The sequence below is a fragment of the Blautia obeum ATCC 29174 genome, from assembly GCF_025147765.1.
In the GTDB taxonomy this organism is placed as follows: Bacteria; Bacillota; Clostridia; order Lachnospirales; family Lachnospiraceae; genus Blautia_A; species Blautia_A obeum.
The window spans coordinates 44,934-62,500 of sequence record NZ_CP102265.1; the positions used below are offsets into that span (position 1 = coordinate 44,934).

A 17,567-nucleotide genomic window follows, 5' to 3' on the forward strand; every position below is an offset into this window, starting at 1 on the left:
ATCGGGAATGAGCAAAAGTTATTGGATCTGGTATCCGGGAGATTTTGAGTTATATCATGGAATGAAGCAGAATTTCAGTCGTGTGGAGCGAGGGTTTGGATGGCCGGCTTTCTGGAAGAGTGAAGGTTTCCGCAACCGTGTTGCTTTTCGCCGCACTTATCATCTGGAGGAAGAAACATCTTTCACTGTATATTCCAATGCGATCGGACATGTGCTGGCAGGAGAAAAGAAATATCCATTTGGAAAAAAGATCACCTGTGGACCGGGAGAAGTTGCAATAGCTGTTCATGCAGGCTGCATTGAGGCTTTTCCATGTATTTATATAGAAGGCGATGTGATCTGCTCTGATACAGGATGGATGGTAGAGGATTATGAAAAGGACCCACAGCCGGCGGGAAGAAGCAAATATTTCACCAGACCGGAACAGAATCCGACAGTCTGGGAATACAGTGAAAAGGTGTATGAGCCAGTCTGTGTCACAGAATATAATGGCGGAACACTTTATGAATTTGAAACAGAGCTGAATGCTGTTCTGGAAGCAGAGTTCAAAAACGGATATCAGCCGGTATGGATCTGCTGCGGCGAATCCAGGGAAGAGGCAATTGATCCGGTAAATTGCTATTACAGCTGGCAGCCGGACAAAGAAACTGGAAAGTGTCCATGCTGTGCAGTACGTTTTGCGTATATTCCGGATTGTAAGCCGGGAGAAGTTATCCTCAGAGCAAATCATCAGTATGTGGATATCCCGGTAAAAGCAGCTTTTCATTGTGGAGAAGAACGTCTGAATCAGATCTGGTCGGTGGCAGAGCATACATTCCGTCTTTGCAGTGGAATCTTTTTTATCGATGGAGTGAAACGTGATAAATGGATCTGGTCAGGAGATGCATACCAGAGCTTCTTTGTAAACCGTTATCTGATGGCTGATGCAGATATTGATCAGAGAACGATTCTGGCACTTCGCGGCAATGACCCGATGACAAAGCACATCAATACAATTGTAGATTACTCTCTGTTGTGGCTACTGGGGGTGGATTATCACAATGAAGGATATGGCGACAGAGAATTTCTGGAACTGGTTTATCCGAAGATGGTTTCCCTTATGGAGTTTTGTAATGGCAGGCGAGAGGAACATGGCTTCCTGATCGGGAAAGAAAAAGACTGGGTATATATTGACTGGGCAGATATGGATAAAGATGGTCCGCTCTGTGCGGAACAGATGCTTTATGCAGCATGTTTCCGTGTGATGGCAGAAATCAGCGAACAGCTTGGTAAGGACGGAAGTGCTTACAGGCAGGACTATGAAAAACTGACTGCTTCCATTGAGAAATTTTTCTGGGATGAAGAAAAGGGTGCATATATCGATTCCTTCACTTCTGGTAAACGTAATGTGACAAGACATGCGAATATTTTTGCAATTCTGTTTGATATCGCAGACAAACAGAAGCAGGAAAAAATACTCAAAAACGTACTCGAAAATGATGAAATTCCGGCAATCACAACACCATACTTTAACTTCTTTGAGTTGGATGTACTGTGCCAGATGGGAAAACTGACAGAAGTTCTGGACAAGATCCGTTCCTACTGGGGTGGTATGCTGGATCTTGGGGCAGTCACATTCTGGGAAGAATATGATCCGTCCGTGCCGAAGGAAGAACAGTATGATATGTACGGGGATCATTTTGGCAAGAGTCTCTGCCATGCATGGGCGGCAAGTCCTATCTATTTTCTGGCAAAATACTTTGCCGGACTGGATCTTGTAAACAAGGATGGGGTTACTTATGTATTAAAGCCGCAGATGCAGTATTTTACAGACCTGGACTGTATACTTCCTGTGGGAAGTGACGGGACGGTCCGGCTGGCCTGGGATGGAGAATGTCTGGAAGTGATTGCAGATGCAGAAGGTGGAGTTCTGGAACTCGGTGAAGAAAAAATTTCTCTGGTCAGAGGAGAAACAAGAAGGGTGAAGATTTGAAATGAAGAAGATAGATTTTAACAGAAACTGGACTTGTAGATGCCTGACCAGAGATGAAGAACCATATTCCGTAACACTTCCACATGATGCCATGCGGAGTGAACCGCGTACCAAAGAAAGTGTCAGCGAGGGAAATTCCGGATGGTATCTGGGTGGCGATTATGAATATACGAAACATGTTTTTGTGCCGTCAGAGTACAGCGGCAAAAAAGTTCTCATTGAGTTTGAAAGTGTTTATCATAATGCAGAAGTCTATATTAATGGAAAGAAAGCCGCATACAGACCATATGGTTATACAAATTTCTATGTAGATACGGAAGGATTTCTGAAATACGAAGCACAGAATGAAATCCGCGTGATCGCACGGAATTCTGACCAGCCAAACAGCCGCTGGTATTCCGGAACAGGAATCTACCGTCCGGTGTACCTCTGGACAGGTGATCAGAAGTACATTCCGGTAAATGGAATCAAGATCCATACGGTCAGCTATGCACCGGCAGTGATCGAGGTAGAAATAAAAACTTCCTGCCTGGGCAGGGTGAAAGCAGAGGTCTTGGATAAAGAGAATTGTATTCTTACACAAGAGGTTGAAAATACCGGACACCCGTCGGTTTTCCGTATGGAAATTCCGAACGCAAAGCTCTGGGACTGTGATCATCCGAATCTTTATACTCTGCGTGCAACCTTTGGAGAGGATGTCGTAGAGGAAACATTTGGAATCCGACTTCTTGAATGGAATCCGGAAAAAGGTCTTACGATCAACGGTAAGAGGGAAATCCTCAGAGGAGCCTGCGTACATCATGATAATGGTGTACTGGGAGCCTGCACTTATCCGGAAGCGGAAGAACGAAGAGTCCGTATCCTCAAAGAGAATGGTTATAATGCGATTCGTTCTTCTCATTATCCGTGTTCCAAAGACATGCTGGATGCCTGCGACCGTCAGGGAATGCTGATGATGGACGAATATGTAGATGTCTGGTATATTCATAAGACAAAATATGACTATGCAGGATATCTGAATGAATGGTGGCAGCAGGACCTTAAAGATATGGTGGAGAAAGATTACAATCATCCATGTGTGATCATGTATTCCACCGGAAATGAAGTTGCAGAAACTGCACAGAAAAAAGGAATCGAACTGACCGGCAGAATGACTTCTTATCTTCATAAGCTGGATCCATACAGACCGGTAACCTGCGGAATCAACATTTTCTTTAACTTCTTAAGCTCCATGGGAATGGGTGTCTACAGCGATGATAAAGCAGAAAAAAGTGCGGAGATTGCAGAGCAGGAGGCAAAAAAACAGGAAAAAGAAAAGAAAAAACCGGTAGGAAGTGAATTCTATAATACACTTGCCTGTCTGGTTGGCGACTATTTTATGAAAATTGGTGCGACACTTCCGCCATGTGACTGGAAAACAAAAGATGCTTTTGCAAATATGGATATCGCTGGTTACAACTACGGACTTTTCCGATACAAACATGACCTGAAAAAATATCCGAAACGTCTGATCCTCGGTACAGAGACTTTCTGCAAGGATGCATATAGCTTCTGGGAGATTGCAAAGAAGAATAAACGAATCTTGGGCGATTTTGTCTGGTCCGGATGGGAATATATCGGAGAGACCGGAGATGGTGCTGCTGAGTATGAAGATTACAGAGGCAGGATGCCACATACCAGAATGACTGGAAACAACGGAAGAATCGACCTTCTCGGAAAACCTCGTGCAGAGGCTGCTTATACAAGAGTTGCTTTTGAGAGGGAAACGGGTCCGTTTATTGCTGTGAAACCTGTTTATCAGAAGGAGAATCTGCAATTGACCGGATGGGCGCTGTCCAAAGCACTGGAAAGCTGGTCATGGCGGGGATGTGCCGGAGAAAAAGCAGAGGTTGAAGTTTTTGCAAGAGCAGCAGAGGTGGAACTTCTGGTCAATGGTAAAAAAGCTGCCCGTGGCAAAGTAAAGAAATGCCGTTCAAAATTCCACATTCCATATGAAGACGGTGAGATCACAGCAGTTTCTTATGATAAAAACGGACAGGAGATCAGTCGTCAGACTCTGATGACAGCAAATGAAGAAACAGTACTTCATATCAGACCGGAGCAGAAAACTGTGAAGGCTGGCAGATTGCTGTTTATTCCATTACAGTATGGAGATTCTGCCGGAAACTGGAAACCGATGGAGAAGCATCATCTGAAAGTTACAGTAGAGAATGCTACGCTCGAAGGGCTGGGAAGTGCCTGCTCCTATGTAGAAGGAAATTATGCGCAGGATACGGTCGATACTTATTACGGTGAAGCGATGGCTGTAGTCCGTGCCGGAGAAGCCGGATCTGTAAAGATTACTGTTTCTGATGAAGAAAGAATATATACCTGTGAGATTCCGGTAATTGTAGCAAAATAAAACATATGGGCAATATAGACAAAAACAAACTTCGCAATTTGTGCAAGATTTCTTAAAAAATTTTGTTTGTGAAAATTTAATAAAAAAACGCTTCCATTTACGGCTGAAAAAGTGCAGTCTGCGAAAAAAATGGGAGCGTTTTTAAAAATATGTTAAATTTATGTTCATAGAAAGTATGGAAGCACTTGAGCGATGAGGCTTGACCATATTTAGGGAAAGAAAGGAGCTATAATCATGAGCAGAAAAAGAAATCTCTGGCGTGGTCTGACTACTCTTACAGCGTCTCTTCTGACCGTTTCTGTTGCGGCAGGACCTGTAGTAGACAGCTATCGTACAGATATCGACAAATTTCTTGGCACAAAGAGCAGTGCGATGGTAACAGACAGTACAGATGAGGACCTGTACACACATAAATCTGATTATTCCAGCACGACAGAACTTCTGGATTCCATCGAGGATCTGGGAGAACGTATGAGTGAGGAAGGAACGGTTCTGTTAAAGAACGAGAATAATGCACTTCCGCTGTCAAAAGATGAGACACAGAAACTGTCCCTTCTTGGATTTTCCAGCTACTATCCGGTACAGGGTGGAGACATGGGAAGCTCCCTGAATGAGAATAAAGGAACAGATGCAGATACTGTAGATTTTGTTGAAGCGTTGGATGCAAAGGGATTCAAGATCAATGAAGACCTTCATGATCTGTACAAGAGTCTGGAATCAGAGTTTAAGACAGAGGTTAACATGTGGGGAAATATTATGGAATATTACCACATCACAGCTCCGGCAACAGATGGTGTATTTGCAAGCAAAGAGCCTTCTCAGGAAAAAATGGACAGTGTAGATGACAAGTGGAAGGATTCCATGGATAACTACAATGTTATGCTTGTAACAATCGGACGTTCTTCTACAGAAAACGGAACTTACCTTCCGGGTGTGGATGGCGTAGATGCATCTCAGAATCTGAATCAGACTGACCCGCTTGGCTTAAGTGATGATGAGCGTGACCTGATCAACGCTGCTGTTGAAGCAAAAGAGAACAACGGCGGTAAAGTCATTGTTATGCTGAATAATGCAAATGCAATGGAAATTGATGAGATCAAAAATAACGATGGTGTAGATGCAATCATGGAAATTGGTTTCCCAGGAGGTTATGGTTTCTATGGTGTGGCAGATATCCTTTCCGGAGAAGCAAATCCGTCCGGTCATCTGACAGATACTTATGCTGTGACAAATGCCAACTCACCGGCAGCACAGAATTTTGGAAACTATGAGTGGACAAATGCAGATCCGTCTGTAAATATCAATGCAGAAGAAGTGGAAGCAGAGGATATTTATACTGGATATAAATATTACGAGACAAGATATGCAGATACGGTACTTGGACAGGGAAATGCGGACGCAACTGTAGGAAGTTCTACAGGCAAAGCATGGAACTATGATGATGAAGTATCTTATCCGTTTGGATATGGTCTTTCTTATACAACTTTCGAGCAGACTCTCAAGAGTGTGGATGTAGACCTTGCTAACAGAACTGTAACAGCAGAAGTAGATGTTAAGAATACAGGAGATGTTGCTGGTAAAGATGTTGTGCAGCTGTATACTTCTGTTCCTTATACAGACTATGATGTAGAAAATAAAGTAGAAAAATCAGCAGTACAGCTTCTCGACTATGAAAAAACAGATATGATCGAGCCAGGCGAAAGCCAGACTGTTACAATTACAGCAGATGCACAGGATATGGCAAGCTGGGACAGCTCCTGCGAGAATGAAGCAGGAACAACAGGTAACTGGATACTGGACAATGGAACTTATTACTTCACTGTTGGAAATGGTGCACATGAGGCAGTAAATAACGTGCTTGCTGCACAGGATCAGGATGTTGAAGGAAATAAAGATAATGTACAGACATGGGAACTTGGTGATTTCGATTCCTCTTCCTTTGCAGTAACTTTAAATGGTACACCGGTAGAAAATCAGCTCCAGGATGCAGATCTGAATAACTGGATGGAAGACACCGTTACTTACTTAAGCAGAAATGACTGGGAAGGAACTTGGCCGGAAACATACAAAGACCTGACAGCTACAGATGAGATGATCAGCACTATGGCTGATGACTACAGTGATATCGAAGCAAACGGAGATCCGTCTTCTGTAACCTTCGGGGCAGATAATGGAATGACCTTGGCAAATATGAAGGGTGTAGAAGATATCACAGATGAAAGATGGAGTACACTGATGGATCAGCTTACTCTGGAAGAATGCCTGATCCGTACTGGACTTGGTGGAACCAGCACAAAGGTTATCGAATCTATCACTTCTCCGGAAGCAATCCAGAACGATGGACCGAACGGATTCAACTCTTATCCGCTGGGCCAGTATGCAAACTCCGATGCTTCTACAGGAGATCCTTGTGTGATCGCAGAAGATGATCCGAACCGTGACTACAAGATGGGTGTTATGGCAAATGAGACTGTTATTGGCCAGACATTCAGCAAACAGCTGGCTGCAGAATGGGGAAAAGCAGTAGGTAACTATTCTCTGTGGGCAAATACAGCAATCTGGTGGGGAGTTGGAACCAACCTTCATCGTACACCGTACAATGCACGTAACCATGAATATTTCTCAGAAGATGCAGTTCTGACAGCAGGTCAGGGTGCAGCAATCATCAAGGCCGGACATGACTATGGCGTACTGATCGCACCGAAACATCTGGCATTCAATGATACGGAGATCAACCGTACCGGTATTGCCGAGTTTATGACAGAACAGGCTGCACGTGAAAATGAGCTTCGTGGTACACAGTCCTGTATCAAAGATGCAAATGCGCTTGCTGTAATGACTACATACAACCGTGTCGGCTGTGTGACAAGTAATGCACATACCGGACTGCTTCTGAATATCCTTCACAAAGAATGGGGCTTCAAGGGCCTGATGTCTGAGGACTTCATTCAGGATCCGGCTTATACGAAGATTCACATGGCAGTACATAATGGTGTAACCATGACATGTAACACCGGTGACAACACCATGGCAGCAGTAGAAGCAGTATGGCCATACTGGAGTGTAGAAAATGCAAGCCAGAGTGAAGAACTTCTGACAGATCTGAAACAGGCAATGCTGTATCAGAATTATGCACTTGCAAACTCAAATGCAATGGATGGTATGTCAACCTCTACACATATTGAGAAACTGAATACATGGTATGATAACCTGATCACAGGTCTTCGTATCGGATTTGGTGTACTGACTGTACTCTGTGCAGCAATGTACCTGCTTGGACTGAAAAAGAAAGAGCAGTAAGGAGGAATAACTATGACTGAAAAGAAAAAAATGGGCGCAGGACTGGTCTTAAGTGTAATCACAGTTCTAGTAACTGTTGCAGGACTGGTTCTGTACATGATGAACTGCAAAACAAACTATTTTGTAAAAACTACTGGTACTGATAATACAATCGTTGCCTGCCTGGCTGTTGCTGCGATTCTTGAAATCGTTATGATCATAGTTTCTGTGAAAATGGGAGCAAAGCCGGTTCTGGATATTATTCCGGTAGCATGCGGTGTGCTGACAGCATATGCGCTGATTGCTTTTGTGGGAAGCAGAATCGCTGCAATCGGGTCCATCATGACTTTTGAGAACAACGCTCAGAATATGGCGGATTTAAAAGGTGCGATCATTGGAATGATCGTATGTGCGGTCGCTCTGATCTTCACGATTATTTCCTCCTTCTTCAAAGTAGTAAAGGATTGATTTTATGAGCAAGACAAATAAAGATTTCTGGAACGGTCCACTGACCGGTTCCAGAATCAAATCAGAGGATGTAAAACTTCCGGAGATGTTGATCGGATATTTTATCGGACCGTTCGGAGCACTTCTGGCTTCCGGTATTTTTACCAGTATCCTTCAGAATTATTTTACAGATGTCCTGAAACTGAACCTGACATTTCTGACAACTTTACAGCTGTTCTCGACCATTCTGATCGTAGCAGCAAACCTGATCGTAGGTCAGCTTATTGAGCGTACGAGAACAATGGCTGGAAAGGCAAGACCGTGGATCCTGCTGTCTGCTCTGACTCTGTCCATTGCCTCTGTACTGATGTTTGTAGTTCCTTTTGAGGGAACTGCCAAAATGGTGTGGATCGCGATTGCCTACAACCTGTTTTATGCTGTGGCTTATCCGATCTACAATACAGCTAACTCCACACTGATTCCTGTATCTACAAGAAACAGTAAACAGAGAGGTGCACTGGCTTCCTTCACAAATGTGGCAGGACTTGCTGTTATGGGTGCCGGTTCCATGGTATTCCCGATCCTGGTTTCTTTCGCACTGAAAGAAAATCAGCATCTGTGGCTGGTAGCGATGACTGCCATTGCTATTTTTTCTGCACTTACCATTTTCTTACAGTTTAAATTTACACGTGAGCGTGTAACAGAAGAGCAGATGTCACAGGGAGCTGAAGAGGAGAAAACAGTCAAAACTGCTTCTCTGAAAGAACAGCTTTCCGCAGTTACCAGTGAAAAAATGTGGTGGATCGTTATGCTGTTCTACATGGGCTTCCAGTGGAGCGGCGCTATGAAGAACGGTTCCATGACGTATTTCTGTAAATGGGTAATGGACAACACTTTCTTTGGAACAGCAGATGCCTGGGGTGCTTCACAGTCACTTTTAAGTATCATGGGTGCGGTTCCGATGGCTGTGGCAGCAGTGGCAATCGTACCTCTCTGTAATAAATTTGGAAAACGTATTGTATGTATGGTTGGTATGCTGCTGGGAGCTGTCGGTGGTGTGATCGCGATTATGGGTAACGGACAGATTGTTCCTGTAGCAATCGGTGTGGCACTGAAATGTCTCGGATCTGCTCCGGCATGCTACATGATCCTTGCCATGCTTGCGGATGTTATTGATCATATTGAGTACAAATTCGGGATCCGTACAGATGGATTGACAATGTCTATTTACAGTTCCATCATGGTTGCTGCGACTCCGGTATGTAATTCTATTTTCAGTGCAATCTTAAATGCCAGTGGATATGACCAGGCAGCAGACATTGCACTGGGTACTGCAGCACAGACAGCTGCGGCACAGACAGCAATCTCTGTCGGATATATCTGGGTAGAGACAATTGCTTATGTGATCTGTGCAATTCTGATTTTCTTCTTTACGATAGAGAAGGATCTGCCGGAAGAGCAGAAGGCAATTGCAGCAAGAAAAAACAATAAATAAAGAGTCTTAAAAGACTGGTACAATCAGGCGGTCTTCTGGTATAACTAAGGTTAGCAAGCAATTAAAGCTGTGCCTTAAGTCTACCGGAAGGCCGCTGTGTATTTATAAGATAAAACGGAAGGAGGAGACTGAACTATGGGTAAAAGAAAATTAAAAACTGTATTCTGGGTATTCCTTCTTCTGATAGTGACAGGTCTGATAGGATGTAAGCAGAAAGAGCCCGAAAAAGAACAGCTTTGTCATATTGTTATGGAAAAGGGGGATGGGTATCAGGTAACGGATCCTGTCAGAACAATAAAATCCGGAAGCAATGTGAGCTTTACAGTCACGCTGGATAATAACTGGCAGATTCTGGGCACAGATTATCATGGCGAGACAGAAATAATAAAAGATGATGATGGAAAAACCGTGGAGATTGTTCTGCATGAAGTAAAATATTCGGAGAGTATCTGCATTCAGGCTGAAAAAGGAAAATATGAGATTTTGTATGATGCCAATGGCGGACAAAACACTTCAGGGGATTCAGACAGAGTGAGCATCTGTTATCGAGGTACTCACCAGAGAATCAATACTTCAATAGGAACGGATCTCTTTTTCAGAAAGGGTTACACACTGCTTGGATGGAATACCAGGGCTGATGGAAGCGGCCAGGCTGTGGGACTTGGAAGCCGGATCGCGTGGAAAGCAGGGCTTGTGCTGTATGCACAGTGGACGCCGTGGACAGACGAGGCAGATTTTATATACAAAAAAGTATCAGGCTTTGCAGTCATAACCGGATATAGCGGCAAGGCACAGCAGATCTGTATTCCACCCAGTCTTGGAGGATTGCCGGTACGTACAATCCGGGAGAATGCTTTTGCAGATACAGACTGTAAAACCGTGATTCTTTCGCCGGGAATCTATGAAATTGAAAAGTGGGCATTCAGAAACAGTCATCTGGAACAGTTGTATCTTTATGATGATCTGGAAAAAATCAGTGACTATGCATTTCAGGACTGTGATATGCTGCATACTCTGCATATCAACGCAATCGAGGCTCCGGCCTACAGTGGAAATTATTTCGATACATTCCAGGATAAATATGATCGTCTGCTGAGTATGAAGGATAAAAAGAAGATTGTCCTGTTTTCCGGCTCTTCGACAAGATTTGGTTACGACAGTGAGATGATAGACCAGGCTTTTCCTGATTATGAAGTAGTCAATATGGGAGTTTTTGCCTATTCACCGGCACTTCCGCAGCTTGAACTGATTCGTTCCTGTATGAAGGAAGGAGATGTTCTTCTGGATTCTCCGGAATTTGATGCGGCAAACCGGCAGTTCTGTTATCAGAAGGAACTGGATTATGCAACTTTTGCCATGATGGAGTCTGATTATGATGTGTTTGCGCAGCTGGACCTCAGAGAGTATAAACAGATTTTCACTGCTTTTACTGCATATCAGGATGCAAGAGCAGATATGGAAAGAAAAAATTATGATGTCTGCGCATCAGAGTATGACGAGGATGGAAATGAAGTGGAGGAGCCAAGCTACAATGAATACGGGGATTATGTAGTGTACCGTCCGAATTCCACAAGTGAAAAACCGATTTACGGACTTCCGGTAAATTATACAGTAAATGCATATCCGAAGGATACTTATATCGATTCCATAAATACAGAATTTCAAAGATTTCTGGATCAGGGAATAAAAGTTTATTTTACTTACTCACCCAGGAATAAATATGCGCTTTCTGAAGACAGCACACAGGAGGAAAGAATCCGGCTGCATGAATATTTTAAGAGTCAGCTGAATGTTCCTGTCATTTCGGAACTTGAGGATTCTTTGTATACAGGAATTTATCTGTATGGAACGGATAATCATTTGTCTACGGAAGGGGCACAGATCCGGACTGAAAAAGTGATAAGGGATCTGAAAGAACAGTTTGCGAAGGAGGAAAAGAAATGAATTTTATATCACTGACATTTGTTTTCTCCTTTCCGGTGGTAGTGCTTTTGTACTGGAAGATTCCATGGAAATACAGAGAACTCTTTCTACTGGCTGTGAGCTATTTCTTTTACATAAAAGAAAGTTCCTGGGCAGGAGGACTGCTTCTGCTTACAACGGCAATCACGTATCTGGCGGGAATTGCTGTTGAGAAGGGCAGATACAGAAGAGCCTGGCTGATTTTGGCAGTGACTGTATGTCTGGGATTTCTGATCGGTCTGAAATATTCAGTCCCGCCAGTGGGAATCTCATTTTATACCTTCCAGACAATGGCATATGTGATCGATGTGTATCGTGGCGAAATTTCAGCGGAAAAAAGTCCTTTAAGCTATGCTCTGTTTGTCTCGTTCTTTCCACAGCTGGTTGCAGGTCCGATCGAGAGAGCAGGTAATCTTCTTGGACAGCTGAAGGAAAAGCATACAATGAGAGGGGAAAATCTGCTGAATGGTTTCTGGCTGATGCTCCGGGGATTTTACAAAAAAGTTGTCGTGGCAGATTATCTGGCGGTATATGTTGATAAAGTATATGCTGCACCGCAGGATGCCGGAGGGATTGGAGCGGTTCTGGGAACGGCGTTTTTTGCGGTTCAGATTTATTGTGATTTTTCGGGATATACAGATATTGCAAGAGGTGCGGCACGTATGATGGGAATACGGCTTATGGAAAATTTCAGGCATCCTTATCGCGCGGTAAGCATACAGGATTTCTGGAAAAGATGGCATATCAGCCTGACATGCTGGTTTACAGATTATGTATATATTCCACTTGGAGGAAACCGCAGAGGGTTTGCAAAGCGATGCAGGAATGTACTGATCGTTTTTCTGCTGAGTGGATTCTGGCATGGAGCGTCATGGAATTTTGTTGTATGGGGACTGATCCATGGGATCTATATGGTTGGCGCTATATGCCTTTCACAGATTAGGAAAGATAAAAAGAGAATCCTTCATCCGGTGGCTGGCTGGATTCTTACGCTGCTTCTTGTGAATATTGCGTGGGTGTTCTTTCGTGCTCCTTCACTTATAGGCGCATGGCGGATTCTGCAACAGCCGTTTGTGAATCCTCTGGGCAGTGGAATAGCTGAGACTATGAGTTTCCTGGGAATTCGGGGATTTGCGATTCTGCGACTTCTTACGACAGGAATTAGCTGGCTGATTCTGGAACGACTTCCTGAGGAAATCGATAAGAACTGCCAGACTCAGAAAGGCTTTTGTATGGCAGCAGTGATTTTTGTTGTTATGGTGACTGTGATTGAATTTTCATGGCTTGGCAGGATGGCATCAGGCGGTGAAAATGCATTTATTTATTTCAGGTTTTAAATATGGATAAAAGAACAGTAAGACGTATTGTTGCAACTGCACTGGCAGTGATTCTGGCTGAACAGGTATTTTTTCTGATCTGCGGTTTTGGACTGCCTGTACAGTTCGGGGATACATTTATGGGAGAACTGAAAAGTAAATATGAGAGGCTGAAGGAAACTTCGGGAAAGCGAATTGTGCTTGTCGGAGGAAGCGGAGTGGCTTTTGACTGTGACAGTGCCCTGATGGATGATTTTTTTCCTTCATATGAAATAGTTAATTTCGGTATGTATGCAGGTCTTGGAACCAAGGCAGTTATGGATCTTTCCGAAAATTATATTCATGAAGGAGATATCGTAATCCTTTCCCCGGAGCAGGGTGAGCAGACATTTTCCGATTATTTTAACGGAGAATACATGTGGCAGGCTGCTGATGGAGCCTTTGGAATGCTTCGTGATCTGAAAAGTGAAAACTTTGACGCGATGCTGGGAAATTTTCCACGGTTTGCACTGGAAAAGCTGAATTATGTAATGAAAGGACAGAAGCCTCAGACGGACAGCATTTATCAGAAGAAATCCTTTAATACATACGGAGATATCGAACTGGATACATGTCGGGAAAACATCCTTCCGAATGGTTATGATGTGAACCAGAAAGTAAGATTTACAGAAGATGTAGTTCAGCCGGAATTTATGGACTATATGAATGACTGGGCCAAAAGACTTGAAAAAAAAGGGGCTGTGGTCTGGTATCGGTACTGTCCGGTAAATAAACTGTCTGTGGAAGATATGGATGACCTGGCAGCATATGATGTATTTTTGCGTCAGAAACTGGATTTTCCTGTTATAGGAAATCCGGAAAACAGTCTGATGGAAGCGGAGTGGTTTTTTGACACCAATTTTCATCTGAATCAGCCAGGAAAAGAGGTAAATACCGTGCAGCTGATCCGCGATATGAAAGCGATGCTGGGGGATGACAGAGCTGTAACTGTGGAACTCCCGGAGAAACCTCACAGAACGTGGGGAGATGTATCTGCAGAAACCAGAATATGGACTGCAAAGGACAGTGAGACATATCAGGGTGAAGAAACGATCGTGATCCCGGAGAATGTGACACAGATTGAAGACTATGCTTTTTCGAATTGCGCAGGTCTTAAGCAAATTGTGCTTGAACAGAAAGATCCTTCGAAATGTATTGTGGGTCAGCATCTTCTGGATGGTACAGGTGCAGAAATCCTTGTTCCGCAGATGTCTGTAGACAGTTATAAGCGAAATTATTTCTGGTCAGTGTATGCCGGCAGGATCGGGAAAGTTACTGCTCACGCAGAAAAATAAACCAACCACGTTCAAAAGAAATCTGATACGGAAAATCATGATACAATGCAGATACGATAAAAGTGAGACTATAAATTTTGAACTGTAAAATCAGGATTGTGAAATTGATAATATGAAATCTGGAGGGAAAACATGAAAACAAAACAGGCTGTGAATCCATACATGCCAAGCTGGGAATATGTTCCGGATGCAGAACCACATGTTGTAGGAGACCGTGTGTATGTTTACGGTTCTCATGACATATTCAACGGACTGAATTTCTGCCTGGGCGATTATGTCTGCTGGTCGGCACCGGTGGATGATCTTGGTAACTGGCGTTATGAGGGCTGCATTTATAAGAGAGAACAGGATCCGGCAGCACCGAGAATCCGTCTGACAAATGGCCTTGCAGCACCGGATATGGTGCAGGGACCGGATGGAAGATTTTATTTGTACTATTTCATGGGTGGTACAAAGATGATCTCCGTAGCTGTATGTGATGAACCGGCAGGAAAATATGAATTTTACGGGTATGTAAAATACAGTGACGGTATTGCAATTGGCAAAAAAAATGAGCCGTTCCAGTTTGATCCGGGTATCTTTATGGATGATGATGGAAAACTGTATCTGTATACAGGTTTTGCACTGGCAGGAAACCCGATCCTTCTGGATGGATCGAAACCGACAGAACATGGCCCGATGTGTTTTGAACTTGATCCTTCTGATATGCTGACGGTACTGAATGGACCGTCCTATATTGGAGTTGCTGGCGAAAAGGAATCCATCGGTACTCCTTATGAGGGACATTCTTTCCTTGAAGCAAGCTCCATGCGTAAATTTAATGGTACATACTATTTCATTTACAGCACAATGAACAGCCATGAACTCTGCTATGCGACAAGTGACAGCCCGGTTAAAGGATTTCAGTATGGCGGTATTCTGGTAAGTAACGGTGATGTAGGTTTTGAAGGTGTACCGGATGTGAAGCATGCGAGATGCAATACCGGAAATACACATGGCAGTATCATTGAATTAAATGGAAAATATTTTGTTTTTTATCACAGACACAGCAACCGTAAACAGTCTTCACGTCAGGCTATGGCAGAAGAAATCCGCTTTGAAGATGGCAAATTTTATCAGGCAGAAATGACCTCCTGTGGATTAAATGGAGGTCCGTTGGAAGGAAAAGGAAGCTATCCGTCATACATTGCATGCAATCTTTATGGAAAAAAAGGTACTCGTTTCCTGAGTATGATCAAGCATCCAAAAAAAGGATGTCCTTACCTGACCCAGGATGGAAAAGACAGAGAATCCGGACCGGATCAGTACATTGCAAATATGTGTGATGGTGCGCTTGCCGGATTTAAATATTTTGATCTCAGTGAAACAAAAGAGATCAGTGTGACTATAAAGGGACATGCGGAAGGTACACTGTATGTCCGTACCAGTGAAAACGGAGAAGCTATAGCTGAGATTTCCATCAGCCCGAGTAAAGAACTCAGGGAATTTTCCTCTGATATTCATGTTTCGGGAAATAAAGAAGCTTTGTTCTTCGTCTTCGAAGGAAAGGGAAACTTTGATTTTATTTCATTTACTCTGAAATAAAAAATACATTGTTTCCTGTGCTTTTTCTTGTTATACTACAAGTATTATTATGTAGAAAAGGCACGGGGGATGAACATGCTTCGTATTGCAACAGTGGAAGATGATGCGAATGACCTGGAAGCGTTACGAACTCACCTGAGTCGATACGAAAAAGAAAACGGACTGAAATTTCAGGTTACAGAATTTCGGGACGGAGAAGATATAGTGACAGATTATTCTGCGGATTATGACCTGATCCTCATGGATATTGAGATGGCGTTCCTGAATGGAATGAAAGCAGCAGAAAAAATCCGCGAACTGGATAAGGATGTTATTATCATATTTATAACTAATATGCCTCAGTATGCAATTCAGGGCTATAAAGTAAATGCTCTGGATTACATGCTGAAGCCTATTTCGTATTTCTCTTTTTCGGAGAGTATGGGAAGAGCGCTTCACAGAGTAAACGTACAGGAAAAAGAATTTATCACCATTGCGCTGAAAGGCGGCAAAAAGAAACTGGATATTACACAGATCTGTTATGTAGAGGTGCAGGACCACCTTCTGCTTTATCATACAACAGAAGGGAGCTTTGCGACCAAAGGAACGATCCGGGATGCGGAAAGTCAGCTGGATGCAAAAAGCTTTTTCAGATGTAACAGATGCTATCTGGTAAATCTGGAGTATGTGGATAATTATATGGGAAGTGACGTCAGCGTCAATGGAGATACGATTCAGGTAAGCAGGAGCAGACGAAAACCATTCCTGGACGCATTAAATGAATATTTGAATGAGGTGGGCAAATGAACACAGCAGAGGTGCTAAATACACCAGGGTATTACTATGCCATAGCTTATGCTTTATCCGTATTTGTGATTGCATGTACGAATGAAAGAAAACTTGGGAGATGGAAGCTGGCAGCAGTAAGCTGTGTTCAGTTTGCCCTCCTTTTATTTTTTATGACAGAAACAGATGGCGTGAGACAGGAACTGTTTATTCCATCAATGATGGTGATCGTAGGACTACTTCTTGGATATATTTATATATGTAATGATTTTTCGTTCAGAGAGGCTGGATTTTATTGTGTAAAGGCTTTTATTAACGGAGAGTTTGCTGCGTCTATGTGCTGGCAGATCTATTATTATCTGCGGTATGTGCGTGGAATGCATGGAGAACACTGGAGATGGGTGGAACTGGTCCTGGTGTATGCAGTGATTTTTGCCATATTGACATTGATTGAGCTGAATCTCAAAAAAGATCTTGAAGAACTACATATTACAAGAAGAGAACTGCTGGTGGTCATTATCATTGCTGCATCAGTATTTGCCATGAGTAACTTAAGCTATCTTGATCAGAATGGATTGTTCAGTGGAAGCTTTGTTATGGATATTTTTATTATCCGTACACTTGTAGATCTGAGTGGTATTGCAGTGCTGTATGCATATCATATTCAGGTAAAAGAAGTTCAGATCCGGTTTGAAAAAGATGCTTTGCATAATATTATGGAGATGCAATATAAAAACTATCAGCTATCCAAAGAAAATATTGATATGGTGAATCAAAAATATCATGATCTGAAGCATCAGATCAATATTCTCAAAACGCAGTCTTATACCGGAAAGTCTACAAACTATCTGGAAAAGATGGAACGGGAGATCCGGGTATACGAGACACAGAATAAGACGGGAAATCAGATTCTGGATGCTGTGCTGACAAATAAAGCAATGATATGCCAGAATAAGGAAATTGAACTGAAATTTATTGTAGACGGGGAAGCACTGTCTTTTATGGATGATAT

Annotated in this window: 11 protein-coding genes (1 of these 11 only partly in view); all 11 read left to right on the forward strand. The window is 43.0% G+C overall.

Annotated elements, in window-relative coordinates:
* The first annotated feature begins 7 nt into the window (after positions 1-7).
* Positions 8-1,972, forward strand: coding sequence for an alpha-L-rhamnosidase-related protein (locus tag NQ503_RS00180; RefSeq protein WP_005423938.1), 1,965 nt, complete (start codon positions 8-10; stop codon positions 1,970-1,972).
* A gap of 1 nt (position 1,973) precedes the next feature.
* Positions 1,974-4,373, forward strand: a complete 2,400-nt coding sequence (locus NQ503_RS00185; protein WP_005423940.1) for a glycoside hydrolase family 2 TIM barrel-domain containing protein — start codon at positions 1,974-1,976, stop codon at positions 4,371-4,373.
* Between the two features lie 234 nt (positions 4,374-4,607).
* Positions 4,608-7,673, forward strand: coding sequence for a glycoside hydrolase family 3 C-terminal domain-containing protein (locus NQ503_RS00190; RefSeq protein ID WP_005423945.1), 3,066 nt, complete (start codon positions 4,608-4,610; stop codon positions 7,671-7,673).
* Between the two features lie 12 nt (positions 7,674-7,685).
* Positions 7,686-8,120, forward strand: a complete 435-nt coding sequence (locus NQ503_RS00195) for a hypothetical protein (RefSeq protein WP_005423947.1) — start codon at positions 7,686-7,688, stop codon at positions 8,118-8,120.
* A gap of 4 nt (positions 8,121-8,124) precedes the next feature.
* On the forward strand, positions 8,125-9,594 hold the full coding sequence (locus NQ503_RS00200) for an MFS transporter (RefSeq protein WP_005423949.1): 1,470 nt from the start codon (positions 8,125-8,127) through the stop codon (positions 9,592-9,594).
* Between the two features lie 135 nt (positions 9,595-9,729).
* Entirely contained in the window at positions 9,730-11,538 is a 1,809-nt protein-coding gene (locus NQ503_RS00205) for a leucine-rich repeat protein (protein WP_005423951.1), read from the forward strand.
* Complete coding sequence (locus NQ503_RS00210) at positions 11,535-12,893, forward strand: MBOAT family O-acyltransferase (protein ID WP_005423953.1); 1,359 nt, start codon at positions 11,535-11,537, stop codon at positions 12,891-12,893. The genes NQ503_RS00205 and NQ503_RS00210 overlap by 4 nt, the downstream gene beginning before the upstream one ends.
* Before the next feature lie 2 nt (positions 12,894-12,895).
* Positions 12,896-14,206: a leucine-rich repeat domain-containing protein gene (locus NQ503_RS00215; protein WP_005423960.1), complete on the forward strand. Its 1,311-nt coding sequence runs from the start codon at positions 12,896-12,898 to the stop codon at positions 14,204-14,206.
* Positions 14,207-14,338: 132 nt separating this feature from the next.
* The gene (locus NQ503_RS00220) at positions 14,339-15,790 is read left to right on the forward strand and encodes a family 43 glycosylhydrolase (RefSeq protein ID WP_005423963.1); all 1,452 of its coding nucleotides are present in this window, start codon (positions 14,339-14,341) and stop codon (positions 15,788-15,790) included.
* A 75-nt stretch (positions 15,791-15,865) separates the two neighbouring features.
* Positions 15,866-16,576 carry a LytR/AlgR family response regulator transcription factor gene (locus NQ503_RS00225; protein WP_022388923.1) on the forward strand — a complete coding sequence of 237 codons (711 nt, stop codon included), beginning with the start codon at positions 15,866-15,868 and terminating at the stop codon, positions 16,574-16,576.
* Positions 16,573-17,567, forward strand: the 5' portion of a protein-coding gene (locus tag NQ503_RS00230) for an ATP-binding protein (protein ID WP_005423968.1). The gene runs 319 nt beyond the window's last position; only the first 995 of its 1,314 coding nucleotides appear in the window; it begins with the start codon at positions 16,573-16,575; its stop codon lies beyond the right edge, outside the window. Before NQ503_RS00225 ends, NQ503_RS00230 begins: the two co-directional genes overlap by 4 nt.